This window comes from Alteribacillus sp. JSM 102045 (genome assembly GCF_041949975.1).
In the GTDB taxonomy this organism is placed as follows: Bacteria; Bacillota; Bacilli; order Bacillales; family Marinococcaceae; genus Alteribacillus.
Window position 1 is genome coordinate 118,132 of record NZ_JBHFQG010000006.1, and the last position, 18,372, is coordinate 136,503.

Annotated in this window: 17 protein-coding genes and 1 riboswitch; all 17 genes read right to left on the minus strand. The window is 38.4% G+C overall.

Going from position 1 to position 18,372, the window contains the following annotated elements; all coding sequences use genetic code 11:
• Nucleotides 1-18: 18 nt before the first annotated feature.
• A complete protein-coding gene (locus ACE1TI_RS06400) occupies nt 19-1,521 on the minus strand; it encodes a spore germination protein (RefSeq protein WP_375006757.1) in 1,503 nt (500 codons plus the stop codon).
• A gap of 116 nt (nt 1,522-1,637) precedes the next feature.
• Nucleotides 1,638-2,219 carry a cob(I)yrinic acid a,c-diamide adenosyltransferase gene (locus tag ACE1TI_RS06405; RefSeq protein ID WP_375006758.1) on the minus strand — a complete coding sequence of 194 codons (582 nt, stop codon included), beginning with the start codon at nt 2,217-2,219 and terminating at the stop codon, nt 1,638-1,640.
• 13 nt (nt 2,220-2,232) lie between these two features.
• A complete protein-coding gene (locus ACE1TI_RS06410) occupies nt 2,233-2,679 on the minus strand; it encodes a bifunctional adenosylcobinamide kinase/adenosylcobinamide-phosphate guanylyltransferase (protein WP_375006759.1) in 447 nt (148 codons plus the stop codon).
• Nucleotides 2,628-3,236, minus strand: a complete 609-nt coding sequence (locus ACE1TI_RS06415; RefSeq protein ID WP_375006760.1) for a histidine phosphatase family protein — start codon at nt 3,234-3,236, stop codon at nt 2,628-2,630. The genes ACE1TI_RS06410 and ACE1TI_RS06415 overlap by 52 nt, the downstream gene beginning before the upstream one ends.
• On the minus strand, nt 3,194-3,997 hold the full coding sequence (locus tag ACE1TI_RS06420; RefSeq protein ID WP_375006761.1) for an adenosylcobinamide-GDP ribazoletransferase: 804 nt from the start codon (nt 3,995-3,997) through the stop codon (nt 3,194-3,196). Before ACE1TI_RS06420 ends, ACE1TI_RS06415 begins: the two co-directional genes overlap by 43 nt.
• Entirely contained in the window at nt 3,994-5,496 is a 1,503-nt protein-coding gene (locus ACE1TI_RS06425) for a cobyric acid synthase (protein ID WP_375006762.1), read from the minus strand. The genes ACE1TI_RS06420 and ACE1TI_RS06425 overlap by 4 nt, the downstream gene beginning before the upstream one ends.
• On the minus strand, nt 5,453-6,043 hold the full coding sequence (locus ACE1TI_RS06430; RefSeq protein WP_375006763.1) for a bifunctional adenosylcobinamide kinase/adenosylcobinamide-phosphate guanylyltransferase: 591 nt from the start codon (nt 6,041-6,043) through the stop codon (nt 5,453-5,455). The genes ACE1TI_RS06425 and ACE1TI_RS06430 overlap by 44 nt, the downstream gene beginning before the upstream one ends.
• On the minus strand, nt 6,043-7,119 hold the full coding sequence (cobD, locus tag ACE1TI_RS06435; protein ID WP_375006764.1) for a threonine-phosphate decarboxylase CobD: 1,077 nt from the start codon (nt 7,117-7,119) through the stop codon (nt 6,043-6,045). Before cobD ends, ACE1TI_RS06430 begins: the two co-directional genes overlap by 1 nt.
• On the minus strand, nt 7,106-8,071 hold the full coding sequence (gene cbiB / locus ACE1TI_RS06440; protein WP_375006765.1) for an adenosylcobinamide-phosphate synthase CbiB: 966 nt from the start codon (nt 8,069-8,071) through the stop codon (nt 7,106-7,108). The genes cobD and cbiB overlap by 14 nt, the downstream gene beginning before the upstream one ends.
• The gene (locus ACE1TI_RS06445; protein WP_375006766.1) at nt 8,062-9,549 is read right to left on the minus strand and encodes a heme ABC transporter ATP-binding protein; all 1,488 of its coding nucleotides are present in this window, start codon (nt 9,547-9,549) and stop codon (nt 8,062-8,064) included. The genes cbiB and ACE1TI_RS06445 overlap by 10 nt, the downstream gene beginning before the upstream one ends.
• A gap of 17 nt (nt 9,550-9,566) precedes the next feature.
• Entirely contained in the window at nt 9,567-10,616 is a 1,050-nt protein-coding gene (locus tag ACE1TI_RS06450) for a FecCD family ABC transporter permease (RefSeq protein WP_375006767.1), read from the minus strand.
• Nucleotides 10,597-11,583 carry an ABC transporter substrate-binding protein gene (locus ACE1TI_RS06455; protein WP_375006768.1) on the minus strand — a complete coding sequence of 329 codons (987 nt, stop codon included), beginning with the start codon at nt 11,581-11,583 and terminating at the stop codon, nt 10,597-10,599. Before ACE1TI_RS06455 ends, ACE1TI_RS06450 begins: the two co-directional genes overlap by 20 nt.
• Nucleotides 11,584-11,715: 132 nt before the next feature.
• Nucleotides 11,716-11,905, minus strand: a riboswitch (cobalamin riboswitch).
• Between the two features lie 60 nt (nt 11,906-11,965).
• Entirely contained in the window at nt 11,966-12,697 is a 732-nt protein-coding gene (locus ACE1TI_RS06460; protein ID WP_375006769.1) for a class I SAM-dependent DNA methyltransferase, read from the minus strand.
• 30 nt (nt 12,698-12,727) lie between these two features.
• A complete protein-coding gene (locus ACE1TI_RS06465) occupies nt 12,728-14,515 on the minus strand; it encodes an ATP-binding protein (RefSeq protein ID WP_375006770.1) in 1,788 nt (595 codons plus the stop codon).
• The gene (locus ACE1TI_RS06470; protein WP_375006771.1) at nt 14,515-15,231 is read right to left on the minus strand and encodes a response regulator transcription factor; all 717 of its coding nucleotides are present in this window, start codon (nt 15,229-15,231) and stop codon (nt 14,515-14,517) included. The genes ACE1TI_RS06465 and ACE1TI_RS06470 overlap by 1 nt, the downstream gene beginning before the upstream one ends.
• A gap of 103 nt (nt 15,232-15,334) precedes the next feature.
• On the minus strand, nt 15,335-16,522 hold the full coding sequence (gene ccsA, locus ACE1TI_RS06475) for a cytochrome c biogenesis protein CcsA (protein ID WP_375006772.1): 1,188 nt from the start codon (nt 16,520-16,522) through the stop codon (nt 15,335-15,337).
• A 24-nt stretch (nt 16,523-16,546) separates the two neighbouring features.
• Nucleotides 16,547-18,175, minus strand: a complete 1,629-nt coding sequence (gene resB, locus ACE1TI_RS06480; RefSeq protein ID WP_375006773.1) for a cytochrome c biogenesis protein ResB — start codon at nt 18,173-18,175, stop codon at nt 16,547-16,549.
• Nucleotides 18,176-18,372 lie beyond the last annotated feature (197 nt).

The window sequence follows — 18,372 nt, forward strand, 5'->3', positions numbered from 1 at the left end:
TCGCCTCCTCCTTTTCTGTTATTCATCAATGTCTTTTTTCTCATGTGCTGTTGAAAAATTTATTCTTTTTTTTGATTGCGGACGCATTTGCTGCGGCCTTTTTTGTAAGGCACTGTAAGGTAAACGCACAAATGTGTCTTTCCAGTCTGTTAGGCGGAGAGGATAAAACGGAGCAAGATAAGGACGCCCTAAAGATTCAAGACGGATTAAATGGGCAATAACAAAGGCAAGCATTATGGCAATGCCTATTGCTCCATACATTGCTGCCAAAATGATAAATGGAAATCTAATAATACGAATTGTATTCCCCATTTGGTAAACCGGAGCAGTGAAAGAGGCAAGCGCAGCAAGTGCTACCACAATTAATAAAATATTACTCGTTAATCCTGCTTCAACCGATGCCTGCCCGATAACAATACCGCCAACAATACCGATCGTCTGCCCTACTTTTGTCGGCAGTCTTGCCCCTGCTTCTCTTAAAAGCTCAATAGTAAATTCTAAAAACATTGCTTCTATCAACGGAGGAAAAGGAATATTTCTCCTGGATGCTATCAGTGTAGAAAGTAAATCCTTCGGTATCATTTCATAGTGATACGTAAGCACTGCTACATAAATTGGTGTTGCAAAAATAGAAAAAACAACAGAAAATAAACGAAGCACTCGAACAAAAGACGCAATATGCCAGGGAAGATAATAATCTTCCAGAGAGGAAAAAAACTCCACTAATGTTGACGGTGTAATAATGGCTTGAGGTGAGCCGTTACACATAAATACAATTTTTCCTTCTGCTAGTGCTGCAGCAACTCTATCTGGTCTCTCTGTATTTACAAATTGAGGAAACACTGTACGTGAGTGGTCTTGAATCATTTGCGCGAGTGCAGCCGCTCCTAATACATCATCAAATTCCACTTCTTGAATACGTTGTATAACAGTATTCACATTCTCTTTTTCCGCAATGCCATCAATATAAAAAACTCCTGTCTCTATATTTGAAAGCGTACCAATTTTCAGCTTTCGAATCCTCAAGTCTTCAATTGGAAGTCTTTGACGAACAAGAAAAATATTCGTCTCTAATTTTTCAACAAATGCCTCCTGCGGTCCAATAACACTAAATTCGGTTTCAGGTATAGTGACCTCTCTTTGCACATCAGCTGGCGCCTTTATTAATATAATGTCTTCCTTTTGATCAGGCAGTTTACAAGCAACAAACCCTGTTAGCAGCTTTTGATTAGCACTTGAAATATCTGAGGTTATTTCTGTTTCATCTACATATATATTTCTCTGAATGTCTTTGTACGTTTTCCACGGAGAATTTTTTAACGGCTGCAATGCATCAACATTCAACCGTTCATGATCAATAAGTGTACTATAATAAAATAACTGCAGGTTTCCATAAGACGTTTCAATTATTTCTTCAACAAAATCTTCATTTCCATCAGAAAGAGCAGGAAGCCACTCCGATAATTTTTTTGATTTCGGAGATGCTGCTTGAAAGTATTGTTTTCGTCGAAAAAAATTCATAATCTGCTCCTTTCCAGATGAAAGTCATTGTTAGTATAAGGAATATTCCAGCCTTTATACGTTTTCAAGCATAATAAAAGCTTTCCCGTTATTGACAGGAAAGCTTCTTATTTTTTCTATTTTTCTTTCTTTTTCTTTGGGGAACGAAATACAACAGCACTTCTTTCATATTCTACGTCTGCAACTTGCATACGATAATTGATAACTCTAGCAACTGCAAAAAAGTAGTCCGATAGACGGTTTAAATACTTAAAGACTTCACTGTTAATTTCTTCTTCTTTCATAAGTGCCGCCGTTACTCGTTCGGCTCGTCTTGTCACTGTGCGGCACACATGAATATCAGCTGCTGCCGGTGATCCTCCTGGAAGAATAAAACGTTCTAGTTCTGGTGCTTCCTTAATATATTCATCGATACGTTCTTCTAAGAAAGTGATCATACTTTCTTTGACTTTAAATTCTCTCTCTTTTTTAATATTAGCTAGATCACTGCCGCAATCAAATAATTCATGCTGGATTTTAACCAATTCAGGTTGAATATCCGGGAATAATTTTTCATCCACTGAAGCGGAAGCTTTTGCTACAAATGAATTTAATTCATCACAAGTACCATAAGCTTCTACCCTGATATGATCTTTATCTCTTCTTCCGCCAATTAAGCTTGTCTTCCCTTTATCTCCGCTTTTTGTATATAATCTCACCACAATTCCTCCTCTATGATAAACGTTGACCGATCCCAAACCATACGATATATGTTTCATCTGCAACACGCTCAAGTTTTTGATAAAGACGCCCAAGCTCATCCCTAAAACGTCTTATTTCTTTATCTATTGGTACAACTCCTTTTGTTACATCTGTTCCAATTACGATAAATTTCCTTGTTCTTTCTTGCTGTTCCCACTTTATTAAAGGAAGTATATAATCTTCAAAATACTCTTCTGCTGAATCTGTATTTGCAACGTCCTTTAAATATTCTTTCAAACTCTGTTCAATTCCTTCTATTACCATAGTATTTTCTTCGAATTGAGGAAGTCTCAATAAAGGATGATTCTTTTCATCATAACAACTGTGCCAATTGGAATTATTTTGAAGAATCGATGAGAAATTTTTTAACACCCACTTCTTTTTTCCGTTAAATGCACCTCCTGTAACGAAATACAACGCCAATCTCCTCCTTTAAGATCAAACCTAACCGCAAGCCCTCCTCCAAATGGCAAATACCATAGATTATTTACGGTCAAGTGAGGAACATATAATCCGCACCATTCTCTAATCCATCCGCTGTGTGTGATAACTGCGATCTTTTTTTGACTGCTTTGTTTAATTGTTTCCCACCCTGTTCGAATTCGTTGGTGAAAATTTGTTAAGCTTTCTCCATTCAAAGGGGCGGTATTGGAAAAATCGCTTATCCATTCTTGATATGCCTTGTTTTCCTTCAGCTCTTCATATGTTTTTCCTTCAAAATCACCAAAATATATTTCTCGCAAACTTTTTAGACGGCTTACAGGCAATTCCGGAAACAAAAGCTCTGCTGTTTGTACTGATCTTGAAAGGTCACTGCTCCAAACGTTGTCAACGGATAACTGTTTTGCGCTGCATTTCAATCTTTCTGTCTCTTCTTTTAATAATGGTGCGTCTGACCAGCCGCAATATTGTTTATAAAAATTACTATAGGTCATGCCATGACGTAAGAAATATATAATGCGCTGCTCATCCATATTACAGTCTCCATTCCTTCACACAAAGCTCCAGCCATATCACCATTGACTCCTCCAAACATAGAAAAAAATAAAAAACGTGCAAGCCAGTAAGCAATAATTACCACAGCAATAATAAACATTACCGAGTTCATACCATTTGGAATAAATGCAAGTATTAAACTTATTACGAAAGCACACACTGCTAAGATAATCCAGGTATCTTTCCGTTTGGACTCACTTTGGAACCAAGCGGCAAGCCCATCCTTCCTTGCAAGCGGGGCAGCTATAATTAAATGCCCCATAGCTGTTCGAGACAAAACAGGAACAAGTAATAATAGAAGCCATATCGGTACCACATCTGTTTCAAGGACAAATAGGACAAATAGAAACCGGCTGCCAATTAATAAAATGGTAGTCCATACAGCTGCAGCTCCTGTGCGGCTGTCTTTCATAATCTCTAACCGTTTCTGTTTATCCTGCCAAGAAGCAGCTGCGTCACTAACGTCCATCCACCCATCTAGGTGAAGCCCTCCATGCATAACCAATAACAGCGCAACAATGAAAAAAGCTAAAATATAATCTGGCAGCGCAAATATGGAACTGCTTATTACAAGCAGAGCAAAAACCCCTGAACCGATCAATAAACCGCACACCGGAAAAAAAAATATAGCAAAACGAGCGGCATCTTCTTTCCAGACTGTATTTTTAGAGGGAAAAATGGTAAGAAAAGCTACCGCCATTTGAAAGCCTTGAAAAATCAGTTTTAATTTTTCTCTCATGATAAGCCCATTTCCATCATTCTAATGATTTGGCTGACATTTAAATGTTTTTCTATTGCATTACCAAGGGCATCTAATCTCTCTTCTTTATTGGCTGTATAATGGACAGTCGGCTTATTGCTTAATCCTTTGCTTCTTCTGATGTTATTAAGCCACCAGTTACGCCAGCTGTCATTATGAAAAAGGTGATGAATATAACTGCCGATACACTTATTATCAGTCGAAATGATACCTTCTGGCTTATTATCCTCGTTATAAAAAAGAGGCTGGAAATCTTCTCCATATTCAATTTGGTCCATACCGGTATGTATTTCAAAGCCGCTGATCAGCAGCCTCTTACTGTTTTGCTCAAAAGTCCCTTTCCATTGTCTTGTCTGTTTCGATTCCATAAACGTGGTGCTCATCGGAAATACCTGCACTCCTCTCGCTGTCTTACCAGAAATTCCCGTATCAGAACCATATTGGTCTATTAATAGCTCTCCCATCATTTGAAATCCTCCGCAAATACCAACAATATACGTACCTTTCTTTTTATGTTCACAAATTTTTTGAATGATTCCTATGGAACATAAATATTCATAATCATCAATGGTGCTTCTTGTACCAGGAATAATTACTGCATCCGGTGAACCAAATTGTCCTGCTTCTTTTACAATCCGAACAGATACATCTTTTTCTGCTGCAAAGGGCTCTAAATCAGTAAAGTTAGAAACATAGGGGAGGGCTATAACAGCTATATCGATTTGCTGTTTATCAGTACTTTTAATGGTATTAAGAGCTGCAAAGGACAGAGAATCTTCTTGTTCCATTCTAATATCTAACGCCGGAAGTACTCCATTCACAGGGATTTCGGTGTTGGCCTCGAGCCATGATACTCCATTTTGGAAAAGAGCAGGATCTCCTCTGAAACGATTAACAACCATTCCCTTGACTCTTTTTCGATGAACTTCCGGAAGCAGATTGAGCGTGCCAGTCATGCTTGCAAATATTCCGCCTCTTTCGATATTCGCCGTTAGAAGAGCAGGGACATTGGCAATCTCTGCAGTAACTAAATTAGCAAGATCTTTATCCATTAAATTAACTTCTGCAGGACTTCCTGCTCCTTCCATCACAATAACATCATACTTCTTAGATAGAAAAGCTAGTGAATCTTCTACTGCTTCTTTTGCATTTATAAAATAATTGCTGCGATATTCTGCTGCGGCCGGACTACCCATAGATTTCCCCTGTACGATTACTTCTGCATTGCGGTCACTTCTAGGCTTTAATAACACGGGATTCATATGTACAGATGGAGAAATTTTAGCCGCTTCTGCTTGTAATCCCTGTGATCTGCCAATTTCATGTCCTGATAAAGTTACATAAGAATTATTCGACATATTCTGTCCTTTAAAAGGAGCAACTTTTATCCCTCGGTTGGCTAACGCACGGCATAAACCTGTTACGATATAACTTTTACCGGCATCTGAGGTTGTCCCCCAAACCATCAGACCTTTCATTTGGAACCTCCCCTTTCATTACCACCGGTATTCCATATTCCATTTTTACAGCAAGCTCTGCTTGATCTGTGAAGTATTGGTGAAGCTCTCCGAGTATTTTTATATACCTATACACTTGTTCGCTCTCAGGGATAGGTTCTTGAAATAGATCATTACTTATAATAATGAGATGACTGCATGCATCCTCTAACACGGAAACTGCTGATTTTACACGGTCTTTCACTACTGATGAAAGCTGCGGAGGCTCTACATCTGAAAACACTTCATTACTTAGCCATGTTGTTAAACAATCCAAAAAAATAATGTCATTTTTGCTAATACTTTTGGCACAAACATCTAATCTTTTGGATTGCTCTATTGTTAACCAGGCATCACTTCTTAATTGCCTTTCTTTTTTATGCAGGTCAATTCTTTTTTTCATTTCAGAGTCGGTCGTTCGTGCTGTTGCTATGTATATAAGCCTTCCACCTGCTTGTAATTTTTCAGCATAATCTTCTCCCCAGCTGCTTTTTCCGCTTCTAACACCACCGCAAATAAATGTAAGCATCAGCCAGACCACCTTGTAAGCATATGTAGTAATTGATCATTTTCACTTTTCTTTTTTACCGCTAAGCGAATATACTTTCCATTTAATCCAGGAAAGTGATAAGTATGCCTGGCATGAATACCATTTTGTACTAAAAACTTTAATAGCGGCTGCATGTCTGTTCGGTTATGGTGACGGATTAAATAAAAATTCACGTCAGAAGGAAATACCGTGATATGTTTTAAAGCCTGTATTTGTTTGATTACACGTTGTTTCTCTTTTTGAATCAGTTGAACTGTTTCATGCACAAATTCTTCTTGATTTATTAAATACATCATCGCTTGCCCAGCTATACTATTAATGTTCCACGGCGGTAAATAGATTTGTATTTTTTTTATTATTTCTTCTGAAGCTAGCATGTATCCCATTCTTAAACCTGGCAGAGTATACATTTTTGTCATAGAGCGCAGTAAAATGAGAGGGAAATTTTTATTAATAAATGATTCAAATAAAAAAGGTGATTCCTGAAAATCATAAAATGCTTCGTCTACTACGGTTAACTTATTATTGGTTTTACAATATTGCAGCAGTTCCTCTATTTCTTTTGATGCTGAGGCAGTACCCGTTGGATTGTTAGGATGGCAAAACCATATCCCATCTGCTTTCTCCAGCAATGGCTCGAGCTCTTGAAACTTCCATTTCCATTCCTCTTCTTCATTTGTTAAATATGAAACAATCTCTGCTCCATTAGCTTCTAAAGCTTTTTTATATTCCGTAAACGTCGGTTGTACTAATATGACTTTTTTATTAGTAAACAATCTGGCTGCAGCCTGAATCAGCTCTGCTCCACCGTTACCTGGCATAACATTATAAAAATTACAGCTCAATTTTTGAGCCAGGCGTTTTCTCAATGTATTAGAATTTGGATCAGGATATTCATGGACTGTATGTACCCAGTCAGAAAGCTTCTTTTTTATATCAGCTGGAGGTCCATAAGGGTTGGTGTTCACACTGAAATCAATAATACTTTTATTTGAGACCTGGTTCAGTTGTTCAGATAGAGCAGCGGGCATTGCTCCATGTTCAGGCCAAGACATAATACACTCCTCCTGCTATCCATAATAAACTTAGAAAGTAAAGAATGGACAGATGCCATACAATCAGTCCTTCTTTTATACGATCTGCATGTAAAGGTTGATCTCCTCTTCCAAAATACGGACGGTTCACCCATTTATCCTGGTATGGAGTGGGACCACCAAGTCTCACCTGTAATACCCCAGCCATAGCGGCTTCTCCATAACCGCTGTTAGGGCTTTCATGTAACGATGCAAAACCTTTCACCACTGACAATGCTTCCTTCCAATCAGCAGCTTTTATTTTCCAAATCGTACATATCATTAAAAAAGAAGTTATACGTGCTGGGATGTAGTTTAAAACATCGTCTGAACGTGCTGCCGCCCAGCCGAACTCCTTAAATCTTGGTGAAGTATAACCAATCATCGCATCAGCTGTGTTGACATATCGGTACACCACCGCTAATGGGGCTCCACCAATAAATGCATAAAATAACGGTGCTGTTACACTATCTGATATATTTTCTCCGGTACTTTCTAACACAGATCGTGTTATTTGCTGTTCATCCATATGAAGTGTATCTCTTGATACAATCATGGCCGTTTGTTTTCTCGCCTTAGCTAATTGATTTTGTGAAAGAAGCATATATATTTTTTTAGCTTCCTTTACCATACTTGTCCCGCCGATCATCAACCATAATATGAAAGCTTCTGTAAGGATGCCTGTCCATACCGAAAGCTGATAAGATAATAACGTTACCGCACCTGAAGCTATAAACAAAAAAACAGCCGGAAAAAAACATGTGATAATTCCTTTTCCTTTTACGAAGCGGCCGCGATTAAGATACTTTTCCAAATAAGAAATAATATTACCCATTAAAACAACTGGATGGAAAGAAACACGTGGGTCCCCAAATAACCTGTCAAAGAGATAAGATATTGTGATGGCAATAAGGTGGGCTTCTGTTATTCCCATTTTCCATTCTCTTTCTTTCTTTGTTTGTAGTTCTCCAATGTCTCAGAAACAGCATCATACACGGCTTTACCCACCTTTTTACCTAAAGGCGAGGCTGTTCCGCCGTATACGAACTCTTTGCCCTGTTGAGAGGCAGCAATGAGCATGCTATCTGTTGATGTCCCTGTAGCAGCCGTTCCAGTGTCACTATCTATAATACTGTTATCTAACAAAGCTTTAGACTTAGCTTCTGTCGCTGTCATCATAACTTGAGCATAAGCTGCTTCGGTGAGTTTGCCATCTACAAATATCCATATATTAATAGTACCGACTGTAAAGGGTAAAGATTCTTTTTCATAAGCTTTAGAGACGTCTACTGCATTGGAGGTACCTGCAGTGGCATATACCAAAATATCTCCCTCATCATCTTTCAATTGTACAAATGCTCCATCTTTCAATAATGCAGCCGTCATCATTCCTGCAGTATCAGCTGTATCTAAAGAAATGTTTTGAAGGTATGAAGCATATTCTTCTGCAGGGTTATCACAATTATAGTTTTTATCAACGTGTCTGTTTACAAAAAAACGATGCCATCCAAAACCTTCTCCTATCACAGCCGATGATAATGTTTTCCAATAAAATGGAGAAGTGATGCAAACAGCCTCTTCCCGTTCATTAATACTTAATGTATCCAGTAAGTCTGATGAGAGCTCGGATACATTTTTTAATGGCTCTAAAGTAATCAATGGGCTTGGAAAAGAAGGGTGTTCTTTTCTTTGCAGACGTGCATGGTAAACCTTCTCTAAAAGGGATCTTTCCAATACATACGCTGGTTTATCAAGTGCCCTTTGGTTTCCTTGATCCATTAACAGAATACGATGACTGTACATAGCTGCCATATTTAAATCATGCAGAACAGCTACTACGGTTAACTGTTTTGATTTAGTCCATTCTTTTAAGGTATCTAGTAAGTTTAGTTGATAGGATATATCCAAATGATTCGTGGGTTCATCCAAAAGCAGGATATCCGGCTCTTGTGCTAATGCTCTTGCTAACAGCACCCGCTGCTTTTCTCCACCACTCAACAGATCAATTGGCTGATCTGCAAATGACAATACCCCGGTTTCTTTCATAGCTTGGTAGACTATTTCTTCATCTTTTTTACTGTTAGACGAAAACCATCCTTTTTGATGAGGGTATCTTCCAAGTTCAACTACTTGTCTAACCGTATAAGAAAAAGCACTTTCAGCTTGCTGTGGAAGTACTGCAATCTTTTTTGCTAAGTTTTTTTGAGTAAAAGCAGCCAGTGGTTTGTTATCAATGAAAATCTTCCCTTTTTCCGGCTGCAAAGAACCATAAATAAATTTCAACAGCGTGGATTTACCGCTCCCGTTAGGACCAATGATTCCAAGAACTTCGCCTGCATTCATCCGAAAATTAATATTCTTTACTACAGGCTTTGAGTCGTATCCGCCGGTTACATTTTTTACTTCGAGCACCTTATCACCCGCCGTTTCTAAGATTGTTTCATTCTTCTTCGGCGCTGCTGAAACAAAAGAATTCCGAATACTGGCGCACCAATGATTGCTGTTATTACGCCAATAGGAAGTTCTGTTGGAGAAATAATAGTTCTTGCTGCTAGATCTGTTAATACAAGAAAACCTCCCCCGGCAAACATCGACATGGGCAGCAGCAAATGATGGTCCGGCCCAAAAAGAAGGCGGACAAGGTGGGGAACTACTAAACCAACAAATCCTATCGTTCCAGATACCGAAACAGCTGCTCCTGTTAAAAGGGAAGCACCAGCTAATATAGTTAATCTCCTTTTATCTGTATCTACTCCTAGTGTTTTTGCTGTTTCTTCTCCAAAAACTAAAGCATTTAACTCTTTTCTGTTCGCATATAACAGGGCAGTGCCTATTACAAAAAAGGGAAATTGTAACCATATGTAATCCCAGCCTCTCATAGCCACACTGCCCATCAGCCAGGAAATAATCTGCCTTAACTCGTCTCCAGTTAAAGCAATTAAGAGAGAGATTACTGACCCTAAAAATGAACTAACAATAATACCTGCTAAAATAATGGTTTCTGTAGTAATAGATTTTTCTATAAATCGTACAAACCCCAATAAAAACAGAAGTGTCATAAACCCTGTCACAATACTGATAATCGGCAGGGTGAAGCTCCCTAAGATTGGTAAGGTAACCCCTAAAAACAATACAAAAACAGCTCCTAGAGCTGCGCCAGATGAAACGCCCAGTGTGTAAGGATCAGCTAGCGGATTTTTTAATAGTCCTTGAAAAGCAGCTCCAGCCAATGCAAGGGAAGAGCCAACTAGAGCTGCTAATAATACCCGAGGCAGCCGGATGTTTAAAATGATCGTTGTGTGCGTTTCATTGAATGAATGTGGTATATCCAAATTCCATAGGGATCTCCACAAAATTTCAGTTGTTGTCCATAAAGGAATTGATAAGCTTCCTGCTGATATACCAATAATTACACATAAGATAAGAAATACTGCCCCGATGAAATAAACAGAGATAATCTTACTGTTCTTTAAATACATCTGGATACACCAGTTCAGCTAATTGTTCAATGCCATCAGTCAGCCTAGGACCCGGCCGGCTTACTGTGTCATTATCTATGTCATGAATTTGATCGTTTTCTACAGCCGGAACATTTCCCCATCCGGATCGGTCTTTTATTTTAGAGGAAGGATCGTCTACATAATATCCATACGTAGTTACTATAACATCTGGATTTAAGGCGACTGCCTCTTCTTCACTATAATGAATCCAGCCTTCTTCTTCTGCTGCTGCGTTTTCTGCATTAATTGTTTCTAACATCTCATGGATAAACGTTCCTTGACCTGTTGTATAAATTTCAGGCGGCGGTTGAATTTCTACCCAGACCCTTTTGCGGTCATCCTCTGAAATCTCTTCTGCTTGTTCTTCAATCTCTGTAACATCTTCTTTTATATCAGAAATAATCGATTCGGCTTTTTCTTCTGTTCCGGTAGCTTGACCAATCATTTCTATTGACCCATAAGCATCTTGAAACGAAGAAGCATCATTTACAATTAAAACATCAATCCCTGCCTCTTCTATTTGTTTCAATCCTTCTTCTGAACCATGCACAGATGATGCATGAGCAAGAACAAGATCTGGTTCTAAAGAAAGAAGAGTTTCCATATCGAAGTCCATATCACCGACACTTTGCTTTTCCGCTGCTTCTTCTGGGAAATTACAATAATCAGTAACCCCTACAATTTCATCCTCAAGTCCAAGAGCAAATGCAATTTCTGTGTTACTCGGTATCAGGCTTACAATGCGATCCGGTTTTTCTTCAATACTTACTTCCTCTCCCATGCCATCTGTAACTGCGACGGGAAATTCACCTTCATTTTGTTCGATTTGTTCACTTTCATCTGAATTATTTTTTTCTTTATTTGAAGCGCTCTCTTCATTTCCTCCGCAGGCTGATGCGAATATGAGACTGCAGGAAGTAAAAATTAAACCTAACCACTTTTTCACAACATTTCCCCCTAATATGTACTTAAAATAAATTAAAAAAGCTCCCCTTCGAACAGGAGAGCGGAATGAGCTATTATGTCAATAATTTCACAAAACAGAACAGTCATTCGGCTGCACCTTTTCCTCGAAGGTTCATCACCGTGCTAGAAGGCAGGTCTCCTGACTTACGCGCAAATGTCCACCTTCCCGTCAAATCATTTGACAGTGGCTTAAAGAACATTTAAAATGCATGCGATTACAGTGGCGGGACCGTGCCGGAGTTACACCGGGCTTCCCTTTTAACATGCATGGTTTATGCATGACCTTCCGCAATGAAATATTTTATTTTTTTTCAGGTCTTTTTTAATTATACATAAAATTTCACCTTATGACAGTTGTTTTCTCAATTATTTTTTTGGCAGATAAAAATCTGCCGAGGTGAATTTTCTTTTTGATAACAGGAAGTATCATAATCACCGAATAGATGCACCACTTTAAAATTATTCCGTTTCAGCATGTTTATTAAAGCATCTGGTTCATATAATTTAACACGTTCGCGGTATTCTCTTTTATAGCCTTCTTCTTTTATAGTGATTCTTTTATAAACAAAGCCAGACGATATTTTCCGTTCTTGTGTAACCTGCAGGCCATCTTTAACCGATTCATCTTTCGGGACAAGGGTCTTTTTAACATGAACAGGGTTTAAATAATCGAAGCAAAACCATCCTTGATTCTTCAGTGACTCTGCAGCTCGTGTAAATACTAGTTCATTTTCTGTGTCATCAGAGAAGTAACCAAAACTGGTGAACAAGTTAAATGCAGCGTCAAACTCCTGAAGCAGGGGCACATCTCTAATATCTGCCCGTTGATATTGAACCGGCAGCCCTGATGTTAACTCTATTGCTTTTTTTAAAAGTGCTGGTGACAAATCTACTCCGGTTACATGGATGCCCTTCCGCGCCAGCCACCTGGTATGCCTGCCGTTTCCGCAGCATAAATCTATTGCTTTCATTCCCCTTTCAAGCGGAAGATAGTCCATAATATGAGATAATTCATCAGCCGCTTTTTCTTCGTCTCTATGGTCATATATTCTCAGATAATCTTCTTGAAAATGTTCTTCAAACCATGATTTCATAGAATTTCCTCCAAAAAATTAAAGCCATTCTTATTCTATACCTTTTTCCGTTGGAAGGTAAAACCGGAATGTTGTTCCTTCATGCAGTTTGCTGTGAACGGTTATTTCTCCATCGTGCGCCTCGATAATATTTTTAGCTATAGCAAGGCCTAAGCCTGTACCACCTTTTCCTCTGGTTCTTGCTTTGTCAGCTTTATAAAAACGTTCGAAGACATATGGTAAATCTTCTTCAGGTATTCCAGAGCCGCTGTCTTTAATCTCTACAGTTAACCCATGCTCTTCATTGTTTACAATCATTCTGACAAAGCCTTGTACACTTGTATGTCGAATTGCATTATGAAGCAGGTTTGTCATCACTTGTTCCACGCGGTCTGGATCAATAAATGCTTGTTCCTTTTCATTGTTTTGTATTAAATCCAGCTCTATTTCAGCTTCTTTGGCCAAACCTTGAAATTTTTTATAAACTTTTTCACTGTATGAGGGAATATGAATCCATTGTTTTTCTAGCTGAAGATGTCCAGCTTCCATACGTGCCAGATCAAGAAGTTCATTAACAAGCCTGCCCATTCTCATTGACTCATCATAAATAATTCGGCCGATTTCTTTTTTCTCTTCTTCGCTCGCAGCAATGTCGTCTATAATTGCTTCACTGTAGCCTTGCAGCATGGAAATCGGAGTACGCAGCTCATGGGATACATTAGCGATAAAATCTTTGCGAAGTTTATCATGCTGTCTTTCTTCCGTCATATCCCTAATGACAGCGACAATTCCACGTACAAACTGCTTATCGTAAAGTGGCGTCATCAGAACTGCGTAACTGCGCCCCTGTACTTCCATTTCTGTTATTTGTTCTTGTTCTAGTGCTACCACTCTTTGAAACAATTTTTTAACGTCTTTTGGAAGAAGCTCTTTCTCACTGTTTACTTCGTGATAGTATTCGTATTGATAGGCTTGTAAAAACCGGTCCGCCGGAGGGTTGGTCACTACTATGGATCCTTTTCTATCCATGGTAATCACACCATCAGCCATGCTGCTTAAGATTCTGCTTAACTGTTCTTTTTCTTGATTTAAAGCAGTTATATTTTGATTTAGTTCTCTTCTCATCTTGTTAAAAGCATTACCTAGCTGACCTATTTCATCATTTGTTAAAATAGGCACCTTTGTTTCAAAATTTCCTTTAGCCACTTCTAATGCAAGCTGACGCATTTTTCGAAGAGGTGCAGTAATTCTTGTAGAAAGAAAAAAAGCAAAAACCGTAGTTAAAATAATAGCTATTCCTGCTGATAATAGTATAATCTGTTTTGTTTCTCCAGTGGTGTCTTCAATAATAGATAATGATTGATAAAGATAAAGAGAACCGGCTTCCCCATTAGTTGTTTCAAATGGCATTCCTACCACAAAAATCTCATTATGAATTTCTTCTCCATCTTCGTAAACTGGAAAATCGCCATGGGTGATAACCGGTTCATCAAACTGTACAGAAGATAGCTGTTCATCTTCTTTAAATATAGAAAGAGGAAGATGGACTTCCGTTTCCGTATTCGATGACTCCCACTCATCGCCGTTTTGGAAAACAACAACGGTAGTATCATATGAATCAGCAATTTTTTCGACCGTATCCAATGCTTCTTCCGGATCTTCATATTCCTCTAATACAGAAACAATAACGTTTGCATGGTTAGTCAGTTGTTCTTCAGCTTCTGTAATATGAAATTGCTCAAAAAACTGCAATAATAAGAAGGTTAGACTCAATAGGACGACAAGAACTAATAAAAGAATGGTAAACCACAGTTTACCAACTACACTTCTCCAAAGCATTACTCGTTCACTGCCTCAAACTTATACCCAACTCCCCATACAGTAGAAATCATATCAGCAGCTTCCTGTGATACTCTGCTTAACTTTTCTCGCAACCGTTTTATATGAGTATCAACGGTTCTTAAGTCACCAAAGAAATCATAATTCCATACATCTTTTAATAGCTGCTCTCTTGAAAATACTTTATCTGGAGCTTGAGCGAGATACAGCAATAACTCATATTCTTTTGGAGTCAAACTAATTACCTCATTATTTACGGTAACTCTATGCGCATCATTATCGATAGTTAAATGAGGAAATACCAGCACGTCTTTCGCCTGGGTTTCCGTTTGAAGAAATTTTGTAGAAGAAGAGCGTCTAAGAAGTGCTTTTACACGTAATATAACTTCTCTTGGACTAAAAGGCTTAACGATATAATCATCTGTTCCTACCTCAAATCCCTGCACACGGTTTGCTTCTTCTCCTTTTGCAGTCAGCATAATTACTGGTGTAGCTTTTGACTTTCTCAATTCCTGGCATACTTCAATCCCATCAATACCTGGCATCATTAAATCAAGCAATATCAAATCAAAATCTTTGTTCAAAGCTAAATCCAGGGCTTCTTCACCGTTTTCTGCTTCTTCCACTATATAATCCTCACGTTCAAGATACATTTTTAATAACCTGCGGATCCGTTCTTCATCATCGACGATGAGTACTTTTGCTTCTTCAGCCATCGTTCACGCCCCCTAATCCTTCTTATTGTTTTATTTAGATGATTTGCTTTAAAAATAGCTGTTCCCTGCCTAACCTTCCGGGAACAGCTTAATATTATCGATTTTAAGCGTAGGAATGCAAACCAGCTATTACTAGGTTAACAAATATCAAGTTAAACATTATAATAACAAAACCAATAACGCAAAGCCAGGCAGAACGTTCGCCATGCCAGCCTTTGGATAAACGAAGGTGCAGATATGCGGCATAAAATAAGAAAGTGATTAAAGCCCAAACTTCTTTTGGATCCCATCCCCAGAACCTTGTCCAAGCTATCTGCGCCCAGATCATCGCAAAAATCAAGCCTCCGAGAGCAAACACCGGAAATCCGATTGCAATCGCCCGGTAACTTACTTCATCGACAGTGTCAGGGTTGATCCCTTTCAATAATGGCTGCAGCGTACCGCCAACTGGTCTGCGTAAGATTAAGCGTAATAATAAATACAAAAGTGCCCCTGCTACCAAAGACCAAACCACAGCATTAGCGTCGTCACTGCGCAGCCAGGCAGGCATAGAAATGAGCGGCTCCATGGCGCCAGTTGTTAACATCTCGCCCTCATTTGGCCCTAACAAAGGAGGGAGGTTATAGGTCATTTCTGCTTCGTTTCCATTTTCATTCACATACTGAAATTCCGCTTCATACTGAAACATAGCAAAAATGTAACGAACCAAAATAAAACCTATTATGCTAATCAAACTGTACATAATAAATTCGAGCCAAAATACTTTTTTATCTCTTTTCGAAAAGTCCAGGGTGCGAATTAAATATATTAGACCTGCTGCAAAACCAATAGACAAAATTCCCTGGCCAATTGCAGTTGTAGTTACGTGTATTTTCAGCCAATTACTTTGTAATGCCGGAATAAGCGGTTCTACTTCTGTAGGAAACACCGACGCATAAGCAATTATAAGCATCACAATCGGCATAGTGAACATACCAAGGACGTTTGTTTTATAAATAACATACAAAATAATAAACGCAAAGCTAAGCGCGATTCCTAAAAAGGTTGTGTATTCAAACATATTGCTGACAGGGGCATGACCAGCAGCTATCCACCTTGTCACAAAATAGGCAATCGCAAATACAAAACCAATTATCGTAGTGATGAACCCGAAAGTTCCCCACCGATTTCCTGTCATTTCTCCTTGTTTATCCCGCCATTTTTTCCCTGTTACAGAGACAACAAAGCAAACGGTAGCGATTAAATACATGAAAAAAGTTATCAGCAAGAAATTTCCGCTTATTTCTGCCATTCCCGTCATCCCTTCCAATTCTGTTTACTTGTCTTTATTTGCTTTTAATGCTGACTGGTCTTCCGGGACTTGTATACCTGTTTCTTCTGATAATGCCCTAAAGTCTTTCTTCAATGACTCCCAATGTTTGTTTGCATGGCCTGCTGCCCATATTTCACCGTCAACTTTTTGAAGCCAAATACGTCTGTGTGACCAATAAGATCCTTGTACAAGACCAATCATAAAAATAATTCCTCCAGTGATAATAAAAGGAAGCGTTAGATCTTTTCGAACAGTCAATGCTGTAACATCTTTAGTATCTACATCGGCAAAGCTCATTTGATAATCATTTTCTCCAAAGACATCCTCATTACGCTGTATGCCTACAAAACTATATTCACCGTCAGGGTGCTCGGGGGAAAACATCTGAAAAATAAAAGCTGGATTATCGGGTATGCTTGAAATAGTTGATGGTTCACCGTCATCATTAAATTCAAAATTAGGGAAATAAGAGTCAATGACTACTTTATAACCGTCCCCAAGGTCGTACTCATCTTGAGGATCAAAGAGATCAATTTCAACCGTGCCTGCACTTTCACCAGTTTCTCGATTATCAAGAGTGAAAGTCATCGTGTTTAATTCATTTAATTTATAATCCATTTGATAAAGTGCATAGTTATTAAATCGCAATGGATGGTTCACTCGTATTTCGTCTTTTTTCACTTCTTCTAATTCTGGCTCAGCACCAATTGTGCCCGTTTCTTCTTTTTTATAAAGGACAGCGTTTGTCTGATAGTTTTGAACAGTCGGTCCTCCAGCTCTTTCCATAGCAGCACTGAAAGTTTTATCATCTTCATCGTAATGCTCAATAAAAAACTCTTCATTCCCGATATAATACTCACCGTCAGTACCAGGAATAACTTCTGTTTCTCCCTCTCTAACCCATACTAATTCGTCTACATACATTCCGGGAAAAAATCGAAGCATTGCGCCCGTCAGAAATATAATAAGTCCAAGATGATTGATATATGGTCCCCACCTGGAAAATCGTCCCTTTTCAGCTAATATACTTCCATTTTCGGTTCTCACCTTAAATTTTCTTTTTTCTAATAAAGCTTCAGCCTTTACTAGTATATCATCTGTTTTTTCTGTATTGGTTCTTCCAAACAGGCGCTGTCTTTTCAGAAAACCTGTATTCCTAGTGACTCTTTGATTTTTTAATACCCGATACAAAGGCACAACCCGGTCAATACTTGCTATTATAAGAGAAATGCCTAAAGACGCAATCAGCGCCATATACCACCAGGATCCATATAAATTATGAAAACCGAGTGTATAGTAAATTTGACCAGCTGCTCCATATTCATCTTTGTAATGCTGGGCGGGGTCTACCGTATTTGGTATGTACATTTCCTGTGGAAAGATAGTGCCTATGGAAGAAGCAATTAACGTCAATACAATAATCCATATTCCGACTTTAACAGAGGAGAAGAAATTCCAAATTTTATCTACAAAAGATTTATTATATGTCTGCGATCTTCTGGCAGCCCCTTCATATCTCATATCTACTAAAGGAGATTTTTTATTTTTTTCTCCCAATGGTTTACCGCAATGTTCACACAACTGTGTCCCATAAGGGTTTAAATGACCGCAATCACATTTTGCTTGGTTCATAAGAACACCTCTATAAGAAAAACATGAGCCTAAAACAAAAAAGTACTTCAAGCTCCAGCGTAATATAACCCAGATCTTCTATAACTGTTAATCAATAACCTAAAATAGGAACCCACTAGTTTTTCTTTTTGTTATTTGTAAAAAATCATTCACTTCTAATTATAACGCTATAATAAGTGTTATTACAGGCTGCTTTT

What these genes read in the sequence shown, in the direction of transcription:
- ACE1TI_RS06450 (WP_375006767.1), bottom strand. Translation starts at nt 10,616, where the DNA reads ATGTATTTAAAGAACAGTAAGATTATCTCTGTTTATTTCATCGGGGCA.
- resB (WP_375006773.1), bottom strand. Translation starts at nt 18,175, where the DNA reads ATGAACCAAGCAAAATGTGATTGCGGTCATTTAAACCCTTATGGGACA.
- cbiB (WP_375006765.1), bottom strand. Translation starts at nt 8,071, where the DNA reads ATGGGAATAACAGAAGCCCACCTTATTGCCATCACAATATCTTATCTC.
- ACE1TI_RS06460 (WP_375006769.1), bottom strand. Translation starts at nt 12,697, where the DNA reads ATGAAATCATGGTTTGAAGAACATTTTCAAGAAGATTATCTGAGAATA.
- ACE1TI_RS06415 (WP_375006760.1), bottom strand. Translation starts at nt 3,236, where the DNA reads ATGGATGAGCAGCGCATTATATATTTCTTACGTCATGGCATGACCTAT.
- ACE1TI_RS06400 (WP_375006757.1), bottom strand. Translation starts at nt 1,521, where the DNA reads ATGAATTTTTTTCGACGAAAACAATACTTTCAAGCAGCATCTCCGAAA.
- ACE1TI_RS06420 (WP_375006761.1), bottom strand. Translation starts at nt 3,997, where the DNA reads ATGAGAGAAAAATTAAAACTGATTTTTCAAGGCTTTCAAATGGCGGTA.
- ACE1TI_RS06425 (WP_375006762.1), bottom strand. Translation starts at nt 5,496, where the DNA reads ATGAAAGGTCTGATGGTTTGGGGGACAACCTCAGATGCCGGTAAAAGT.
- ccsA (WP_375006772.1), bottom strand. Translation starts at nt 16,522, where the DNA reads ATGGCAGAAATAAGCGGAAATTTCTTGCTGATAACTTTTTTCATGTAT.
- ACE1TI_RS06465 (WP_375006770.1), bottom strand. Translation starts at nt 14,515, where the DNA reads ATGCTTTGGAGAAGTGTAGTTGGTAAACTGTGGTTTACCATTCTTTTA.
- ACE1TI_RS06430 (WP_375006763.1), bottom strand. Translation starts at nt 6,043, where the DNA reads ATGCTTACATTTATTTGCGGTGGTGTTAGAAGCGGAAAAAGCAGCTGG.
- ACE1TI_RS06470 (WP_375006771.1), bottom strand. Translation starts at nt 15,231, where the DNA reads ATGGCTGAAGAAGCAAAAGTACTCATCGTCGATGATGAAGAACGGATC.
- cobD (WP_375006764.1), bottom strand. Translation starts at nt 7,119, where the DNA reads ATGTCTTGGCCTGAACATGGAGCAATGCCCGCTGCTCTATCTGAACAA.